The sequence below is a fragment of the Bradyrhizobium sp. genome (genome assembly GCF_050014615.1).
Taxonomy (GTDB): Bacteria; Pseudomonadota; Alphaproteobacteria; order Rhizobiales; family Xanthobacteraceae; genus Bradyrhizobium.
The window spans coordinates 17,135-34,518 of the sequence record NZ_JBEKCZ010000041.1 but is presented as its reverse complement, the minus strand read 5'-3'; the positions used below and the strand labels follow the sequence as shown (position 1 = coordinate 34,518).

At 62.8% G+C, this 17,384-nt stretch carries 12 protein-coding genes and 1 pseudogene; 3 read left to right on the top strand and 10 right to left on the bottom strand.

The window, feature by feature from the left end; genetic code table 11:
* Positions 1-11 precede the first annotated feature (11 nt).
* The 9 genes and pseudogenes from ABR948_RS09365 to ABR948_RS09325 all read right to left on the bottom strand — a co-directional run bounded on the left by ABR948_RS09365 (position 12) and on the right by ABR948_RS09325 (position 9,261).
* Positions 12-1,106: a sensor histidine kinase gene (locus ABR948_RS09365; RefSeq protein WP_428116257.1), complete on the bottom strand. Its 1,095-nt coding sequence runs from the start codon at positions 1,104-1,106 to the stop codon at positions 12-14.
* Positions 1,103-1,543 (bottom strand): response regulator, encoded by a 441-nt coding sequence (locus ABR948_RS09360; protein ID WP_428116255.1) that lies wholly within the window; start codon positions 1,541-1,543, stop codon positions 1,103-1,105. Before ABR948_RS09360 ends, ABR948_RS09365 begins: the two co-directional genes overlap by 4 nt.
* Complete coding sequence (locus ABR948_RS09355; protein ID WP_428116252.1) at positions 1,540-3,063, bottom strand: sensor histidine kinase; 1,524 nt, start codon at positions 3,061-3,063, stop codon at positions 1,540-1,542. Before ABR948_RS09355 ends, ABR948_RS09360 begins: the two co-directional genes overlap by 4 nt.
* 150 nt (positions 3,064-3,213) lie before the next feature.
* A pseudogene (locus tag ABR948_RS09350) lies at positions 3,214-4,631 on the bottom strand (acetyl-CoA carboxylase biotin carboxylase subunit).
* 78 nt (positions 4,632-4,709) lie between these two features.
* Positions 4,710-5,192 (bottom strand): acetyl-CoA carboxylase biotin carboxyl carrier protein, encoded by a 483-nt coding sequence (accB, locus tag ABR948_RS09345; protein WP_428116249.1) that lies wholly within the window; start codon positions 5,190-5,192, stop codon positions 4,710-4,712.
* A gap of 41 nt (positions 5,193-5,233) precedes the next feature.
* Complete coding sequence (aroQ, locus tag ABR948_RS09340; RefSeq protein WP_428116247.1) at positions 5,234-5,731, bottom strand: type II 3-dehydroquinate dehydratase; 498 nt, start codon at positions 5,729-5,731, stop codon at positions 5,234-5,236.
* 257 nt (positions 5,732-5,988) lie between these two features.
* Positions 5,989-6,666: a DUF1236 domain-containing protein gene (locus tag ABR948_RS09335; RefSeq protein ID WP_428116244.1), complete on the bottom strand. Its 678-nt coding sequence runs from the start codon at positions 6,664-6,666 to the stop codon at positions 5,989-5,991.
* A gap of 231 nt (positions 6,667-6,897) precedes the next feature.
* A complete protein-coding gene (locus ABR948_RS09330; protein ID WP_428116240.1) occupies positions 6,898-7,674 on the bottom strand; it encodes a DsbA family protein in 777 nt (258 codons plus the stop codon).
* A gap of 183 nt (positions 7,675-7,857) precedes the next feature.
* Positions 7,858-9,261: a M48 family metalloprotease gene (locus tag ABR948_RS09325; protein WP_428116237.1), complete on the bottom strand. Its 1,404-nt coding sequence runs from the start codon at positions 9,259-9,261 to the stop codon at positions 7,858-7,860.
* Between the two features lie 102 nt (positions 9,262-9,363).
* Here ABR948_RS09325 and ABR948_RS09320 point away from each other — a divergent pair, with 102 nt between their 5' ends.
* Positions 9,364-10,551, top strand: a complete 1,188-nt coding sequence (locus ABR948_RS09320) for a pyridoxal phosphate-dependent aminotransferase (RefSeq protein ID WP_428116234.1) — start codon at positions 9,364-9,366, stop codon at positions 10,549-10,551.
* A gap of 162 nt (positions 10,552-10,713) precedes the next feature.
* A complete protein-coding gene (dctA, locus tag ABR948_RS09315; protein ID WP_428116231.1) occupies positions 10,714-12,039 on the top strand; it encodes a C4-dicarboxylate transporter DctA in 1,326 nt (441 codons plus the stop codon).
* Positions 12,040-12,230: 191 nt separating this feature from the next.
* Here the strand turns inward: dctA and ABR948_RS09310 are convergent, their stop codons facing one another.
* Complete coding sequence (locus ABR948_RS09310) at positions 12,231-15,296, bottom strand: Rne/Rng family ribonuclease (protein WP_428116229.1); 3,066 nt, start codon at positions 15,294-15,296, stop codon at positions 12,231-12,233.
* Positions 15,297-16,116: 820 nt separating this feature from the next.
* On the opposite strand from ABR948_RS09310, the gene ABR948_RS09305 reads away from it, so the two are divergent.
* Positions 16,117-17,313: an N-acetylmuramoyl-L-alanine amidase gene (locus ABR948_RS09305; protein ID WP_428116302.1), complete on the top strand. Its 1,197-nt coding sequence runs from the start codon at positions 16,117-16,119 to the stop codon at positions 17,311-17,313.
* The last annotated feature ends 71 nt before the right edge of the window (positions 17,314-17,384 follow it).

Here is a 17,384-nt window from a genome sequence, read left to right as displayed (position 1 = left end):
GGGCGCGGCGGCTAGCTTGCCGCTGCGGTCGCAGGCTTGGCCGCGGCGGGGGCGTTGGTGCGACGGAACCGCAGCATGATCCGGGTACCGGCATGGTTCGGATCGCGCTCGACGCTGGCCTCGAGCTTGGACGCCATGGCGGAGACGATGCGCTGCCCCATGCCGGTGGAACGCGGGTCGGTCTTGACGTTGAGGCCGACGCCGTCGTCGGCGATCGACAACAGCAGGTGGTCGTCTTGCGCACGAAGGTCGACGTGAATGGCACCGGCGCCATCGGGATAGGCGTATTTCACCGCGTTCATCACCAGCTCGTTGACGATGATGCCGATCGCGACCGCGCGGTCCGGATCGATCTCGATCGGTTCGGCCTTCAATGTCAGCCGTGACATCCGGTTACCCTCGGTGGATCTTCTGAGATCCTCGAGCAGGGCGTCGAGGTACTGGTTCAGCAGCACGCTTTTGAGGTCGTGCGAGGTATAGAGCCGGCGATGAACCTGCGCCACGGCGGCGACCCGCCCCATCGCATTGGTCAGCGCCGCCTTGACGTCGTCGTCGGTGCTGGAATTGGCCTGCAGGTGCAACAGCGACGCGATGATCTGCAGGCTGTTGCCGACGCGGTGGTTGACTTCGCGCAGCAGCACCTCGCGTTCGGCGGCGAGCGCGGCATAGCGGTCGCGCGAGGCGTGGACTTCGGCCTCGGCGTCGTCGCGGGCCTTCTGGATACTGGCCTGGCGCAGCGCGCCATCGATGGCGACCTGAAGCAGCGGGATGAAATCGCCCTGGATGTCCTTCACCAGATAATCGGCGGCGCCGGCCTTCAATGCCGTGACGGCGATGCTCGAGTCCTGCGCGGCGGTGACGAATATCACCGGGGGTGCGTTCGGGATCGCCAATATCCGGTCAAGGGTTTCGAGGCCGTCGAGACCGGGCATGTACTGGTCGAGCGCGATGACGTTGATGCCGCCTTGCTGGAGCCGGTCGAGCCCGTGCTGGCCGCTCGCTGCATGAACAACCCGAAAGCCCAGCCGGGTCAGGCCGCGGTCGACCAGCCGGGCAAGCGCCGCGTCGTCGTCGATATACAGCAGCGTGGGTGCGACAGCATTCATGGGGCGGATCGCGGAACCTGGATGACCGAGAAGAACAGTCCGAGCTGACGAATGGCGTTGGCGAAGCTTTCGTAATTCACTGGCTTGGTAATGTAGACATTGCAGCCCAGTTCGTAGCAGCGCTTGATTTCCTGGGAATCGTCGGTGGTGGTGAGCACCACGACCGGCGCGCATTTCAGATATTTGTTTTCCTTGACCCGCCGCAGGATGTCGATGCCGGTCATGTCAGGCAGATTGAGATCGAGCAGGATCAGCAGCGCCTGGCTCCCGTGATGGAGGCCGGTGCCATCGCTGCCGAACAGATAGTTGACCGCGGCGGTACCGTTGGTGAACGGCACGATCTCGTTATTGATGCCGGAGCGGCGAATATTGCGCTCGATCAGGCGGGCGTGTCCCTCGTCGTCCTCGATCATGATGATGGTGACTGGCTTACTCATGTGTCTCGGTTCCGGTTACTGGTTGTCCAGGCGATGGGGAGTGTGATCGTAAATGTGCTGCCATTGTGAAGTTCCGACGATACCGACATGGTGCCACCCAGTCGCCGCACCAAGGCGCGGACATGGGCAAGCCCTATTCCCTGTCCCGGTCTGTCCTGTTCGCCGGCGCGGCGGAACAGGTCGAAAATCCGCTGATGGTCCTTGGGATCGATGCCGCGGCCGTTGTCTGCGATCTCGAAGATCGCAAAGCCGAGCTTGGTCCGGCCCCGGATCGCGATGTCGCCGGGCACCCCGGGCTTGAGATATTTGAGCGCATTGTCGATCAGGTTCGAGAATATCTGTTCCAGCGCGAGGCGGTCGCTGATGATAGCGGGCAGCGGTTCGATGCGAATCTGGGCCTCGGCTTCCGCGGCCTGGTGTGCGACGGTCGCGACGATGGCTTCGATCAGTTCGCGGGTGTCGGTCTTGACCGGTTCGAATTCGCGCCGTCCTTCCCGCGTGAGGTTGAGGATGGCGGTGATCAGGCGATCCATCTTGGCGATTGACGATTTGATGAATCCCAAGGCCTCGGTGAAATCCTGCGACAGCTGCCTGTCCTCGCCCTCGAGGGCGGGTTCGATCTCTCCGGCAGCTGCCGGCGCTGGCGAAGCCGAAGCGCGACCGAGCGTGGCGATCCGCTTGAAAATGTCGGTGCGCAGTTCCTCGAGTTCGCTGGTGAAGCCCATGATGTTCACCAGTGGCGAGCGCAGATCGTGGCTGACGATATAGGCGAAGCGCTGGATTTCGTCGTTGGCCTCGCGAAGGTCGGCGGTGCGCGCGTCGACCGTGGCCTCCAGATTGAGATTGTTGTCGCGCAACTGCGCTTCGGCGTCGTCGCGCGCGCGCGCGGATCGCCGCACCAGAAAGATGGAAATGCCCGCCAGCAGCACCACCAGGCCTGAACCCACACCGGTCATCGAAGCCGCGAGGGTCTGACTGCGGTCGGCGCTCATCGTGCGCTGGGCGAACAGATGATCTTCTTCCGCGCGCATCTGGCGGGCCAGATCGGCGATGTGGCTCATGGCGTCGCGGCCGATGCCTTCGCGCACGATCCGGGCGGCGTCATCCACGTGCTCCGCCCGCGCCAGCGCGATGGTGTTGCGGAATTCCTCGATCCGCTGATTGCTGAGCGGAATCATCTCGTCCAGCAAGTGCCCTTGAACGGGGTTGTCGCTGGTAAGCTGGCGCAGCCGCATCAGGTCCGGCGTGAGTTCGGAGGCGGCCTTCTCGAAATCGGTCAGAAAATCCGGCTGCAATGTCGAGATATAACCGCGCTGCGCGCTTTCGGCCCGGCGCATCTGCAGTTGCGTGAGCGATATCTGGTTTTCGACTTCCACGGTGTGGACAACCCATCCAGCGTCTTCTCGTGCCCGATTGACTAGATAAACCGAACCGGCGCTGATAACGGTCAGCACGACGAGGCCCGCCGCGAGCAGCAGGATTTGCCAAATCGCGCCCCGGCGCGTGGCATCAGACGTCACAACGGTCTCGCGTCATCGGGTAATGAAATTCCAGCAGTCCCCAGCTGGGAAAAGTTCCCAACTCACCCAAACGCCCGTCCGGGCCAATGGTTCCCATTGGTTCCCGTCAGTTTGCCGGGCTCGTCATCTTTTTGCGGGGCTGCGGGGCCGTCAACTGGCCGGTGGTTGGCCGGCGAGATATTGTTCGAGCCAGTGGATATGGTAGTCGCCATCGATGATGTCTGGTTCCCTGACCAGCGCCCGAAACAGCGGCAGCGTGGTTTCGATGCCTTCCACCACCATTTCGTCCAGCGCGCGGCGCAGCCGCATCAGGCACTCGCCGCGGGTCTTGCCGTGGACGATCAGCTTGCCGACCAGCGAGTCATAATAGGGCGGGATCACATAGCCCTGGTAGACGGCGGAATCGATCCGCACGCCGAGACCGCCCGGCGGATGGTATTGCAGGATTTTGCCCGGCGAGGGCCGGAAGGTCACGGGGTTCTCGGCGTTGACGCGGCATTCGATGGCGTGGCCGTTGATGACGACTTCATCCTGCGTCACCGGCAGATCGCCGCCGGCGGCGATGCGGATCTGTTCCAGCACGAGGTCGATGCCGGTGATCATCTCGGTGACAGGATGTTCGACCTGGATGCGGGTATTCATTTCGATGAAATAGAATTCGCCGTCTTCATACAGGAAGGATGTTCGACCTGGATGCGGGTATTCATTTCGATGAAATAGAATTCGCCGTCTTCATACAGGAATTCGACGGTGCCGACGCCGAGATACTTCATCTCCTGCATTGCCTTTGCGACCGTAGCACCGATCCTGGCGCGCGCCGCAGCATCGAGCGCGGGCGAGGGACCTTCCTCCCAGACTTTCTGATGGCGGCGCTGCAGCGAGCAGTCGCGCTCGCCGAGATGAATGGCGCCGCCGCGGCCATCGCCAAGCACCTGGATTTCGATGTGGCGCGGCTTCTGCAGGTATTTTTCGAGATAGACCGAGGCATCGCCGAATGCGGATTTGGCTTCGTTGGCCGCGGTCGAGAGCGCCAGCATCAGGTCGCCGGGGGTCTGTGCGACTTTCATGCCGCGGCCGCCGCCACCCGAAGCCGCCTTCACCAGCACCGGAAAACCGATCGCCTGCGCGATCGCCATCGCGTCGTCCTCGGGACCGACGCCGCCATCGGAACCCGGCACGACGGGAATGCCGAGCCGCTTGGCGGTCTTCTTGGCCTCGATCTTGTCGCCCATCAGGCGGATGTGTTCGGCCTTTGGCCCGATGAAATGCAGATTGTGATCGGCGAGAATTTCGGCAAAGCGGGCATTTTCCGACAGAAAGCCGTAGCCGGGATGCACCGCATCGGCGCCGGTAATCTCGCAAGCGGCCAGCAGCGCCGGCACGTTGAGATAGCTGTCCTTTGACGGCGGCGGGCCGATGCACACGCTCTCGTCGGCCAGCCGCACATGCATGGCGTCGGCGTCGGCGGTGGAATGCACCGCAACGGTGGCGATGCCGAGTTCCTTGCACGCGCGCAGAATACGCAGTGCGATTTCGCCGCGATTGGCTATCAGGATCTTGTCGAACATGTTGTCCTAGACAGTGAGTGGCGAGCGGTGAATGGCGAATGACGGCAGCGAAGACTATTCGCCAGGCACCGCGCGCTCTTACTCGATAATCACCAGCGGTTCGCCGAATTCGACCGGCTGGCCGTCCTCGACGAGAATTTGTGTCACGGTGCCCGCGCGCGTGGATGGGATCTGGTTCATCGTCTTCATCGCTTCGATGATCAGCAGCGTTTGCCCGACCGACACCTTGGTGCCGATCTCGATGAATGGCTTGGCGCCGGGCTCGGAAGCCAGATAGGCCGTGCCGACCATCGGCGAGGGCACCGCGCCCGGGTGCTTGGCGACGTCGGCCACGGCGACCGGTGCGGCGGCAGCCGCCGGCGCCGAGGCCGCCGGCTGCAAGCTCGCCGGCATCGATGCCGCGATGCTGACATTGCGCGCCACCCGCAGCCGCAAGCCGGCGCGCTCGATCTCGATCTCGGTCAGACTGGTCTCGTCCAGTAGCAAAGCGAGTTCGCGAATAAGCGCACTGTCGCTGCTGGTGAATTTTGCGGCTGTTTTGTCGTCAGGCTGGCGCGCCATGAGCTTGATCCGGAACTTTCTGCTTGGGGAGGGCGGATGCGTCAGGCTTTTGCCTTGACGCCGAGCTTGGCGGCAAGACCGGAAATCGCGAGTCGGTAACCGTCGATGCCGAAGCCTGACAGCGTCGCGAAAGCGGCCCTGGCGGTGAAGGAGTGATGACGGAAACTCTCGCGGGCGTGGATATTGCTGATGTGCACTTCGACGGTCGGAATCTTCACCGCCACCAGGGCGTCATGCAGGGCAATCGAGGTGTGCGAATAGCCTCCGGCATTGATGATAATTCCCGCGGCCTTCCTGGCATGCGCCTCGTGGATGAAATCGATCAGTTCGCCCTCGCGGTTGGACTGCCTGCAATCGGCCTTCATGCCGAATTGCGCCGACGTCTGCGCGCAGAGCTTCTCGACGTCGGCGAGCGTGGCGTGGCCGTAGGTCTCGGGCTCGCGGGTTCCCAACAGATTGAGATTCGGGCCGTTGAGCACGTAAATCGTCTCGGCAGCTGTCTTGTCGGCAGGCGTCTTGTCGGCAGGTGTCTTGGCCATCCAGATCCCGGCAATGTGGTGGTAGGTGGCGCGGTTATAGGTAACAACCGGGCCCAGGGGAAGCCTTTAGGCCCTTCGCGACAACGCTCAAATGCCTCATCTATTTGGTAAAAACCCGCGTGGAACCTACGGAAACTACTCGTTAACCAATGTTAAAGGATAGCGCCGTCTCCAGGACGTGGCCGGCTCGGAAGCCTGGATGCGAACGGAAAAGGGCGAGCCTTTCGGCCCGCCCCGGATCACCGTTTTGGCCGATATCAGGCATCGATGACGGCGACGATTTCGAACGTCTGCGGATTCACCACCACGATCTGATCGTTGACCAGGATGAATTCATATCCGCGCCAGTCCGGATAAATCGTCACGATCTCCGTCGGCAGCGGATGGAAGGTGACGTCGCGGGGAATGCGGGTACCGACTGCGATCGAGAAGTTCACACTGGTAACCGGGGCCACGTGCTGATCCCTGATCACCGACGTGATCCGGGTGTGCTGCTCGGTCGAGAGCTTGGCGCCGGCGCCGGCCTGGCCAACGGTCTGGGATTTGTTGTCGGCGGCGCCCTTCGAATCCGCGTTCATGGTGCCGTTGCGGTCTTCGGCCTTCATGTCTTTACCCGCGGCGCCCTTGTCGTTGGTCTCCGAGCGCATGCTGTTGGGCTTTTCGCCCTTCATATTGTTGTTGGTATTGTTTTCCTGGGCCGACTTCTCGCTCTTGGGCCCGGACTTCATGTCGCCTTGCGTGCGCTGGGTCTTGCCGCCCTGGGGCTGCATCTTTTCCTCGGCCGCCGCGGCAGCGGGACCGCGATCCGTAGGCGCGCTCTGCTGCGTGCCCGCGCCCGCCGACGGCGTTTCGCGGTTCATTCCCTGCGCATGGGCGAAACCGGTTCCGGCGATCAGCGCCGCTGCGGCTGTCGTCATCATTAAACGTTTGAACATCAAAATATCTCCTCAGGTGTTTGTGTGTTGCATGGCCGACAACGAAAGGAGATGGGCGATGTTCCCCGAGATCCGCGGTTCCATCGATTTTGTTTTGTGCGATTTTGTTTTGTGCGATTTTGTTTTGTGAATGGGCGATGAACGCTCGCGCGTTTCGCAAATCGCCAAAATAAAAGGGCCGGCTAAACAGCCGGCCCTTGCTCTATCGAACGTTCAACGGTTGGCGTTGGCTCAACAGGTCGCCTTGCCGCAACGGGCGACGCCGATTTTCTCCCGGAGACCGTCAAGACCGACCGCGCCGATCACCACTTGCTTGCCGATCACATAGCTCGGCGTGCCGTTCATGCCCATCGCTTCGGCGAGCTTGAAGTTTTCCTCGATGGTGGCGCGCACTTCCGGGCTCGCCAGATCCTTTTCGATCCTGGCGGTATCGAGACCGGCCTCCTTGGCCGCGGCCATCGCGCGCGCCTTGTCCGCCGGGCCGCGTCCGCCGAGCAGCTTCTGATGAAAATCGAGATATTTCTTGCCGCCGGGATCCTGCATCCGCACGGCGACCGCGACCTTCGCGGCTTCGACCGAACCCTCGCTCAGCACCGGGAATTCCTTCAGCACCACCTTCAGCTTGGGATCTGTTTTCATCAGATCGAGCATGTCGGACATGGCGCGTTTGCAGTAGCCGCAATTGTAGTCGAAGAATTCGACGAAGGTAACGTCGCCGTCCTTGTTGCCGAGCGTGACACCGCGCGGCGAATTGAAAATCGCATCGGCGTTGGTGGCGACGCTGGCTTCGTGCTTCTCCGCTTCGGCGGCGGCCTGGCGCTTGTTCAGTTCGGCCATCGCCTCTTCCAGCACCTCGGGATGGGCGATCAGATAATTCTTGACGATGCTCTCGATCTCCCCGCGCTGGCCGTCGGAGAAGGTTTCCGCCGATGCCGCCGGCGGCGTGACCCACAGGGCGAACGCGAACAAAGCGGGCAGGGCGGGCATCAGCAGGCGGAACGGAGGCATCGGCAAATCCTCTTGAGTGAGACTTACGGCAAGTTCTTAGGGGCAAGTTCTTAGGGGCAAGTTCTTAGGAGCAAGTTCTTGGAGCAAGTTCTTTTAAAAGCGGCTTTCGGAAACCTTGCTAGGTCAGGTCAGTTTATTTCTCATGGCTTGGTTCGATTCGGCTTAGCTCAACTCGGCTTATTTTTACTTGCTCTTTGGTGGCGGCTTGGCGGTGATGATGTCGTCGGCCTTGACCCATCCGGGCGTGCCGACGGCGAAACGGGTTTTGGCGCGGGAGGCGAGATCGCGCGCGGTCTTGTTGTCGCCGCGAAGATAGGCCGCCTGTGCCGATGCCAGATCGGCCTCCGCCAAATCTCCCTTTCGGCTGTAGGCCATTGCAAGCTGCAAATAGCCAAGCGGCGCCTCGGTCTCGCGCGCCACCGCGGCACGCAGAATCCCGATCGCTTCCTCAGCGTAGGCCTTATTATCGGACGCCACCAGCGCCTGCCCAAGTAACATCTCGATGAGCGGCGCGTTATTCGAGAGTTGCACCGCCTTGCGCAGGGGCGCAATCGCCTCCGCGGGCCTGCCGCCTTCCAGCAGCGCCTGGCCGCGCAATTCATAAAAATAGGGGTTGTTGGGCTGCGCCGCGATCAGCCCGTCGATCTGGGTGAGCGCATTGTGCAAATCGCCGTGCAGATAGGTTGTGATCGCGTGCGCATAGCGCGCCGGCATGCCGGTATTCGATATCGGATAGCGCCGATAGACGGTGTCCTGCCGCTCCATGAAGGCCGAGATCTTGGCGCGCATCATGTCGTGGCGCATTTGCAGGGCCGGATCGTCCTTCTTGTCCCAATAGGGACTGGTTCGCGCCATTTCCTCCAGCGCGGCAACGCGCTCGGCCGGCATCGGATGCGACTGGACGTAAGGATCGGCCCCATGCGCGGCGAACAGGCTGTCATTGGTGAACCGCTTGAAGGTGTCGTACATGCCCTTCGCGGACTGGCCGGTTGCGGTCAAAAACTTCACGCCGGCGCGGTCGGCGTTTTCTTCCTGTCCGCGCACATAGGAGAGCAGGCTGCGGCGGATCATTTCCTGCGGCCCGACAATGGCGGCCGCGCCGGCATCGGCCAGACCGTTATTGCCGTTACCGCTCTTGGCGCCCGCCGCGAGCGCGCCGGCCCCCAGCAGCATCGCGATGACCGCCTGCGTCTGTGCCCGCTCCAGTTGCTCGTGAAGCTTGGCGAGATGGCCGCCGGCCAGATGGCCGGTTTCGTGCGCCAGCACCCCGATGATCTGGTTCGGGGTCTCCGACTGCATCAATGCGCCGTAGTTCACGAAAATGCGGTGGCCGTCGGCGACGAAGGCGTTAAAAACGCTCTCATTGATGATGGTCACCTGGATGTTCTGCTTCTCGAGGCCGGCGGCCCGCAGGATCGGTCGCGAGTAGTCGCGCAGCAATTGCTCGGTCTCGGTGTCGCGCAGTATCGGCGGGCCCTTTTCCTTTTCCTCCGCCAGCGCCGATATCGGCGCAAGCGCAAGCGCGATCGCGGCGGTGACGGCGGTGAGCTTCCAGGTTTTCTTGCGTAACGCTAGGCGGAGCAGCATCGAGCAGTCTTTAATGATTGGCGGCGGGGCGGATACGCGATATGCCCTAACAAACCGCCGAATGCGGCTAGTCTGGGGCGCCAGCTCAAATAGCAGATATCGATGCCTGAAGCGACACTGAGAGACCGTGCAAAAGGCCTGCTGGCGGCATCGGGGCGAAGCGACGTTCCGCCGTTCATGGTGATGGATGTGATGGCGGCCGCGGCGCGCATCGAAGCGGCCGGCGGCCATGTCATTCACATGGAAGTGGGACAACCGGCGGCTTCGGCGCCGAAAGCGGCGATCATGGCCGCGCATGCCGCGCTCGATGGCGGGCGGATCGACTATACTTCCGCGCTGGGAACCCCCTCGTTGCGCGGGCGCATCGCCCGCCACTACCGCGAGGCTTACGGCTGTGATGTCGATGCCGAGCGCATTGTGGTCACCACGGGCTCTTCGGGCGCGTTCATCCTGGGCTTTCTGGCCATGTTCGAGCCCGGCGACCGGGTTGCGGTCACCGTGCCCGGTTACCCGCCCTATCGCCATATTCTCACCGCGCTGGGCTGTGAGCCGGTGCTGATCGAGACCTCGAGCGAAACCCGGCATGCCCTGACCGGTGAAACCTTGCTGTCGGTCCATCGCAAGACACCGCTGAAGGGGGTGCTGGTCGGAAGTCCGGCCAATCCCACCGGTACCATGATGTCCCGCGAAGCCCTCACCAGCCTGATTGCGGCGGCGGAAAGCGCGGGTATCCGTTTCATTTCTGACGAGATCTATCACGGCCTCGATTATGCGTTTCCGGCGGTGACCGCGGCGGAGCTTTCGCCCCATGCGCTCGTCATCAACTCGTTCTCGAAATACTTCTGCATGACCGGCTGGCGGGTCGGCTGGATGGTGGCGCCGGAACCTCTGGTGCGTCCGATCGAGCGGTTGCAGCAAAATCTCGCCATCTCGGTACCGACGCTGTCGCAGATTGCCGCCGAGGCGGCGTTCGAAGGCCGCCCGGAGATGGAAGAGGTCAAGCGCGGCTATCTGGAGAACCGCCGCATTCTGATCGAGGGCCTGCCGCGGGCCGGCCTCACCAAATTCCTGCCGGCCGACGGCGCATTTTACCTTTACGCCGACGTTTCGGAATTCACCTCCGACAGTTTCAAATTCGCCGGCGAGATGCTGGAACAGGCGCGCGTCGCCGCAACCCCCGGCATCGACTTCGATCCGGTTCACGGCCGCCAGTTCATCCGGTTCTCCTATGCGCGTTCGGCCGACGAAATGCGCGAAGCGGTCGCGCGCATCGCGCAATGGCTTGGATGAGGCCATCAGTCGCAGATTCGATCCGACGCGCTGGCTCCAAACGCCGTAAAATGCGCCGGTGCCATTGACTTCGTTGATCCAATTGCTTTTGGCTGTATCCGGAAACAGGGCGGCCCGCGCCAAACGCGACGGACCGATAGTTAAGGTTGGGGAGTGAGACTGATGGCGGCAACGATCGCAACCGAGGCGCCGGCCCGCGCCGCTAAACCCTGGTACAAGATCCTTTATGTTCAGGTGTTGATCGCCATACTGCTCGGCGTGGTCGTGGGCTGGAAATTGCCGGAACTGGCCACCAATGACTGGATCAAGGCGCTCGGCGACGGCTTCATCAAGCTGATCAAGATGGTGATCGCGCCGATCATCTTTTGCACGGTGGTTTCGGGCATTTCGCACATTCAGGATGCCCGCAAGGTCGGCCGCGTCGGCGTCAAGGCGCTGGTCTATTTTGAAATCGTCTCATCCTTCGCGCTGATCCTCGGCCTGCTGATGGGCAACCTCATTCAAGTCGGCCACGGGCTGGCGGCGAAGCCCGACGCCGCGGCGGTCGCGACTTACGTCAAGCAGGCGGAATCGCAGAAGTCGGTCGATTTCGTCCTCAACATCATTCCCGACAGCGTGGTCGGCGCGCTGGCGCGCGGCGACATCCTGCAGGTTCTGTTGTTCGCTATTCTGTTCGGCTTTGCGCTGATGGCGCTCGGCGAACGCGGCCACCGGCTGCGCGACCTCGTCGATGACACGTCCCACGCGGTATTCGGCGTGATCGCCATTGTCATGAAGGCCGCGCCGGTCGGCGCCTTCGGCGCGATGGCCTATACTATCGGGAAATTCGGGCCGGCCGCGCTCGGCAATCTGATTGGACTGATCGCGCTGTTCTATGCGACGGCGGGGCTGTTCGTGATCCTCGTGCTCGGCCTGATCGCGCGCCTGATCGGTTTCAATATTTTCAAGTTCATCGGCTATATCAAGGATGAATTGCTGATCGTGCTCGGCACCAGTTCGTCCGAAAGCGCGCTGCCGCAATTGATGGAGAAGCTGGAGCGGCTCGGTTGTTCAAAATCGGTGGTCGGGCTGGTGGTGCCCACCGGCTATTCGTTCAACCTCGACGGCACCAATATCTATATGACGCTGGCGACGCTGTTCATCGCCCAGGCGCTTGGCGTCGACCTGACTTTCGGCCAGCAATTGACCATTCTGGTGGTCGCGATGCTGACCTCGAAGGGCGCCAGCGGCGTCACCGGCGCGGGGTTCATCACGCTGGCGGCGACGCTCTCGGTGGTCAATCCGGCGCTGGTACCGGGCATGGCGATCGTGTTCTCGGTGGACAAGTTCATGAGCGAGGTCCGTGCGCTCACCAACATCACCGGCAATGGCATTGCCACGGTGTTTGTGTCGTGGTGGGAAGGCGAACTCGATCACGAGCGGCTGCACGCCAATCTCAACAAGACCATCGATCCGTCGGATCTGGAGACGGCGGTGACGACGGGCTAATCTAAAGCGAGATCGGTTCTGATCGGATTGGAACCGAATTGTTTTGGTTTGCCACGTTTTTTGCCTCGAACCGGTAGCCGGGCCGCATCAGGTTTGCTGCGAGCTTTCGTCCGAAATGGCTTTTGCTATTCCCACAAATAAAAACCGCCCGGTTTTGCCGGGCGGTTTTTCGTTTCACGAATCCTGATGATCTATTCGCCGTTACCGAAGCGCCGTGACCACCATCCCGCGCGGCGGGGCTGGGTGTCCTCGGAAGCGGGCTCCGCCGGGGCAGGGGGCGCCGATGGTCCGGGCGGGCTGTGCGTGACGGGCGAGGTGGCCTCGGGCTGGGCATTGACCAGGAAGCTGACTTTTTCGCGTACCGTCGAACGCCGCCGCGCGGCGCGCTCGGCTTCCTGAGCGGTCTCTTCCTGGGTGGAGGCGCGGGCCTCCCCGTGACCATGATCGGCCGGTTGTGGTTCGGGGGTCGGTGCAATGGATTCGGGCTGGATCACCGGCACAGAGGGTTCCGGGGCGGAATAGCCATCGAAATCGGCAACCGCGCTGGTCGCTTCCGGAGCCGAGGTTGGCCCGAGTTCGTCGGCAATCGATCCGGCGAGACCGTCCTCCGGTCCGCCGCGCCGGCGGCGTCCGCCACGGCGTCCGCGGCGGCGGGGCCGCCGCTCGCCGCCTGCGGCCTGATCGGCGCGAACAACGCCGGGCTGCTCCTCGGATTCGTCCTCGTCGGATTCGGCTTCATCGGTGCCTGCGATCGCACCCGCGTCAGGCGCGATCGGCGCCATAGCATTGTCGTCCCGCACCACGTTCTCATCACGCCCGCCACCTTCGCGAGCCTCGCCGGAACGGCCGCGTCGCCGCCGCCGCCGCTTGCGCTTGTGGCCATCCGCATCGGGTTCGCCGTCCCTTGCCTCGCTGACGGACGAATCGCCGACCAGGCCTTCGGTCTCGTCGGTTTCGACTTCCGCTTCGGCTTCGATGTCGAACGGTTCGTCCTCGTCGAACGCTTCCTCGACGTGCGGCGGGAACGCGGCGACCTGCGCTGCCAGCAGCGCCTTGGCGGCCTCCAGCGTGTGCACCTGTTCACCGCGATCGATGATGAACGACTGCTGGCCGCTCACGGTCGGATCGGCGATCACGGCAAGCGTGACCTTGAAACTGTTTTCGAGATCGCGCAGATGGCCGCGCTTGTGGTTGAGTACGTAGAGCGCAACATCGGTCCGGGTGCGCACCACGAGATTGTGGGTCGCGCCCTTCATCAATATTTCCTCAAGGCCGCGCAGCAACTGCAACGCCACCGACGATACCGAGCGCACGTGCCCGCTGCCACCGCATTGCGGGCAGGGCTCGGTCGAACTCTCCAGCACGCTGGCGCGGATGCGCTGGCGCGACATTTCGAGCAGACCGAAATGCGAAATGCGCCCGACCTGGATGCGCGCGCGGTCCTGCCGCAGGCAGTCGCTGAGCTTGCGTTCCACCGAGCGGTTGTTGCGCTTCTCGTCCATGTCGATGAAGTCGATGACGATGAGGCCCGCGAGGTCGCGCAGGCGCAGCTGGCGTGCGACTTCCTCGGCGGCTTCGAGGTTGGTCTTGAGCGCGGTATCCTCGATGTGATGTTCGCGGGTCGAGCGACCGGAATTGACGTCGATCGAAACCAGCGCTTCGGTCTGGTTGATCACGATGTAGCCGCCGGAGCGCAATTGCACGGTCGGCGAGAACATCGCATCGAGCTGGCTCTCGACGCCCATCCGCGAGAACAGCGGCTGGCCGTCGCGATATTGCCGGACCGCACGCACGTTCGAGGGCATCAGCATCTTCATGAAATCGCGGGCTTCCTGATAGCCGGCTTCGCCGGCAACCTGGATTTCGTCGATTTCCTTGTTGTAGAGATCGCGCAACGACCGCTTGATCAGCGAGCCTTCCTCGTAGACGAGGGTCGGTGCCTGCGACTTCAGGGTCATGTCGCGCACGGTTTCCCACATCCGGATCAGATATTCGAAGTCGCGCTTGATTTCGGGCTTGGTGCGCGAGGCGCCCGCGGTGCGCAGAATGATCCCCATGCCCTCGGGCACGTCGAGATCCTGCACCACTTCCTTCAGCCGTGAGCGATCCTGCGCCGAGGTGATCTTGCGGCTGATGCCGCCGCCGCGCGCGGTGTTCGGCATCAGGACGGCATAACGGCCGGCCAGCGACAAATAGGTCGTCAGCGCGGCGCCCTTGTTGCCGCGCTCTTCCTTGACCACCTGCACCAGCATGACCTGGCGGCGCTTGATGACCTCCTGGATCTTGTATTGCCGGCGCGGGCGGAAGGCGCGCTCGGGCACTTCTTCCATGACATCGTCGCCGCCGACGGATTCAACGACTTCTTCCTCGGCTTCATCGCCTTCATCGTCATCGTCGTGATGCTCGTCGCCATGCGACGCGGCGGCATGTTCGTCGTGGGATGGAACGGCGTGGGCTTCACTGGCGTGCTCACCGTCGCCGTGCTCGGCGTGCGGCGCGTCGTCGGCATGGGCGGCGTTTTCGCGCGCGTCCTCCTCGTGGAAGTGCTCGTCATGCGCATGTTCTTCGTGCGCTTCTGGCGCTACCGCGGCCGATGCCTCGATCGCCATCGACACCGGCATATCGGGCGAGGATTCAACGGCAGGCGTTTCGCTCGCGTGAACGTGCTCTCCATCAGCGTGTTCATGCTCATGATCGTGTGAATGCTCATGATCTTCATGGTCATGATGTTCGTGGTCATGATGCTCGGCATCGGCGTGGTGATGGCCGGCGTCGTGGCCGTGGCTGTCGTCGGGGTGCGAACCATCAGCATGTTCAAAGGGCTGAGCGGCCTGCGACGGATCGGTGCTGGCGTTCTCGACGATCTCGCTCTGGACGCGTTCGCCATTGCCGCGGCGGCGCGAGTTGCGGTGACGCGGGCGGCGGCGGTTGTTGGAGCGATTTTCGGTTTCTTCCTCGGCCTCGCGATGGGCGCGCTCGTCCGCCTCGATCAGGGCCTGGCGATCGGCGACCGGAATTTGATAATAGTCCGGATGGATTTCGCTGAAGGCGAGAAAGCCGTGACGGTTGCCGCCATACTCGATGAAGGCGGCTTGCAGCGATGGCTCTACGCGCGTGACTTTGGCGAGATAGATATTGCCGCGCAGTTGTTTGCGCTGAGCGGTCTCGAAATCAAACTCTTCGACGCGATTGCCGCGGACCACGACGACCCGGGTCTCTTCCGGGTGGGTGGCATCGATCAACATTTTGTTGGGCATTTTGGGACTCTTGACGGCGGCGGGCGCGTATGTCGGTGCGCGCGTATGGCGCGGCCGGGTGACGCGACGGTCCACCTGATTCGGGGGTGAGGGGAAGGCCAAAACGCAACCCGGGGCGCCGAGCCGAACGGGATCTTGGCGGAGTAAAACGACGCGCGGAGCTTTCGCTCCGCGTCGGCGCGGTTCTTCCGTGGATCATCGTCGGCAACACAGTCTGGCGCATCAAGCGTCGGCCCGTCTGAACACGTTGGCGGCAAAAAGCGCCGCCTTGTCGGTCGCTGACAGCCCGGCGTGGCGCCAAAGCGCCCGCCGGCCATCGCATATCGGGGCCATGCGGCCCGATAATCGGTTATGCCGTGTCTAAAGCCGTCCCTGGAACAAGATGGTAACCTGGGACCGGACGCCGCTCGGGCTCGAAACCGCCGCTCCTTGTCAGCCGCGCGCTGCGCTGGCCGTGGAGGGATCGGAAGGACGCTGGAACCTCAGATTTGTTCGAAGGTTCCGGCGCTGCACCGGGAGGCTGAACGCGACACAACCGGGAGTTTTAGCCGTCAGCCCCTTTTACATACGTGGATTGGTCGCCGCGTGCAAGTGAAGCGTCGCCCCCCGGCAACACTCGGCCTTATTCGCCGCGGGGGCCTTAAGCAGTGGTTAACCCTGTGGTTCTATTGCGGTAAGAGGGCTGCTCGGAGGCATAGATTCGTTGGCGAGCCGCGCAAATCATTATGTTTTGCTGATCTGCGCGCTATTGTGCGCCGCAGCATTGCTGTGTTCCCCGGTCGCCATTGGCCGCGCGACCGAAGATCAGCCTTCGAAACCGATCGCGGCGTCTGGCATTCCGGTGGTCTCGGACGTCCGCCTGGCCGGTGACGGCAAACAGACCCGCTTCATTCTCGACCTCGACCAGACCATCTCGTTTCGTGCCTTTCCGCTGGCCGATCCGTACCGCGTGGTGCTCGATATTCCCCAGGTCAGCTTTCAGCTTCCTGCCGGTGCCGGCACTGCCGGGCGCGGGCTGATCAAGGCATTTCGCTACGGTCTGGTGATGCCCGGCGGCTCGCGGATCGTGTTCGATCTGAATGGCCCGGCCAGGATCGCCAATTCCTATCTGCTCGAGGCAGCCAACGGACAACCGCCGCGGCTGGTGCTTGAACTGGAAGAAGTGGACCGCACCACCTTCGTTCAGTCGCTCTCAGTCGACAACCGGCCCGAGCTGCGGCCCGCGATCGCCGCAACCAAAGACGCCGTCGCCACCATCGAGGCGCAGGCGGAGCCCGCGGCAGTGCTGGACAAGCCCGCCACGCCAGCTGATTTGCGTCCCGTGATCGTGATCGATCCCGGCCATGGCGGCATCGACAACGGCACCCAGTCCGGCAATGAATACGAAAAGAACCTGGTGCTGGAATTCGGCTCGGCGTTGCGCGATCGCATCGAGAAGAGCGGCAAATATCGGGTCGTCATGACCCGCACCGACGACACCTTCATCCCGCTCAATGACCGGGTCAGGATCGCGCGCAATCAGTCGGCCGCGCTGTTCGTATCGATCCATGCCGACGCCCTGCCGCGTCGCGAGGGCGATGCCCAGGGCGCCACGATCTATACGCTATCGGACCGCGCTTCCGACGCCGAGGCGGAAAGGCTGGCCGAGGCCGAAAACAAGGCGGACGCCATCGGCGGCGTAAACCTGACCGAAGAGCCGACCGACGTCGCCGACATTCTGATCGACCTCGCGCAGCGCGAAACCCGAACCTTCTCGAACCGGTTCGCGCGCCTCCTGATGGGCGATATGAAGACGACCACGCGGATGCACAAGCACCCGCTCAAATCGGCCGGATTCAGGGTACTGAAGGCCCCTGACGTGCCGTCGGTGCTGATCGAGCTCGGCTACGTCTCGAACAAGGAAGATCTCGAACATCTGGTCTCGGAGAATTGGCGTTCCCGAACGGTTGGGTCGGTGGCGCATGCCATCGATGCCTTCTTCGCCAAACGTCTCGCAACCGCCGGTCCGGCCAACTGAAGGGAACCGCGATGCCGGTAGCCCTAGTTTGGCCACAGCGACTGCACTATAAAAAAGCTGGCGCGAGGTCC

What these genes read in the sequence shown, in the direction of transcription:
- ABR948_RS09365 (WP_428116257.1), bottom strand. Translation starts at nt 1,106, where the DNA reads ATGAATGCTGTCGCACCCACGCTGCTGTATATCGACGACGACGCGGCG.
- ABR948_RS09360 (WP_428116255.1), bottom strand. Translation starts at nt 1,543, where the DNA reads ATGAGTAAGCCAGTCACCATCATCATGATCGAGGACGACGAGGGACAC.
- accB (WP_428116249.1), bottom strand. Translation starts at nt 5,192, where the DNA reads ATGGCGCGCCAGCCTGACGACAAAACAGCCGCAAAATTCACCAGCAGC.
- aroQ (WP_428116247.1), bottom strand. Translation starts at nt 5,731, where the DNA reads ATGGCCAAGACACCTGCCGACAAGACGCCTGCCGACAAGACAGCTGCC.
- ABR948_RS09335 (WP_428116244.1), bottom strand. Translation starts at nt 6,666, where the DNA reads ATGTTCAAACGTTTAATGATGACGACAGCCGCAGCGGCGCTGATCGCC.
- ABR948_RS09330 (WP_428116240.1), bottom strand. Translation starts at nt 7,674, where the DNA reads ATGCCTCCGTTCCGCCTGCTGATGCCCGCCCTGCCCGCTTTGTTCGCG.
- ABR948_RS09325 (WP_428116237.1), bottom strand. Translation starts at nt 9,261, where the DNA reads ATGCTGCTCCGCCTAGCGTTACGCAAGAAAACCTGGAAGCTCACCGCC.
- ABR948_RS09320 (WP_428116234.1), top strand. Translation starts at nt 9,364, where the DNA reads ATGCCTGAAGCGACACTGAGAGACCGTGCAAAAGGCCTGCTGGCGGCA.
- dctA (WP_428116231.1), top strand. Translation starts at nt 10,714, where the DNA reads ATGGCGGCAACGATCGCAACCGAGGCGCCGGCCCGCGCCGCTAAACCC.
- ABR948_RS09310 (WP_428116229.1), bottom strand. Translation starts at nt 15,296, where the DNA reads ATGCCCAACAAAATGTTGATCGATGCCACCCACCCGGAAGAGACCCGG.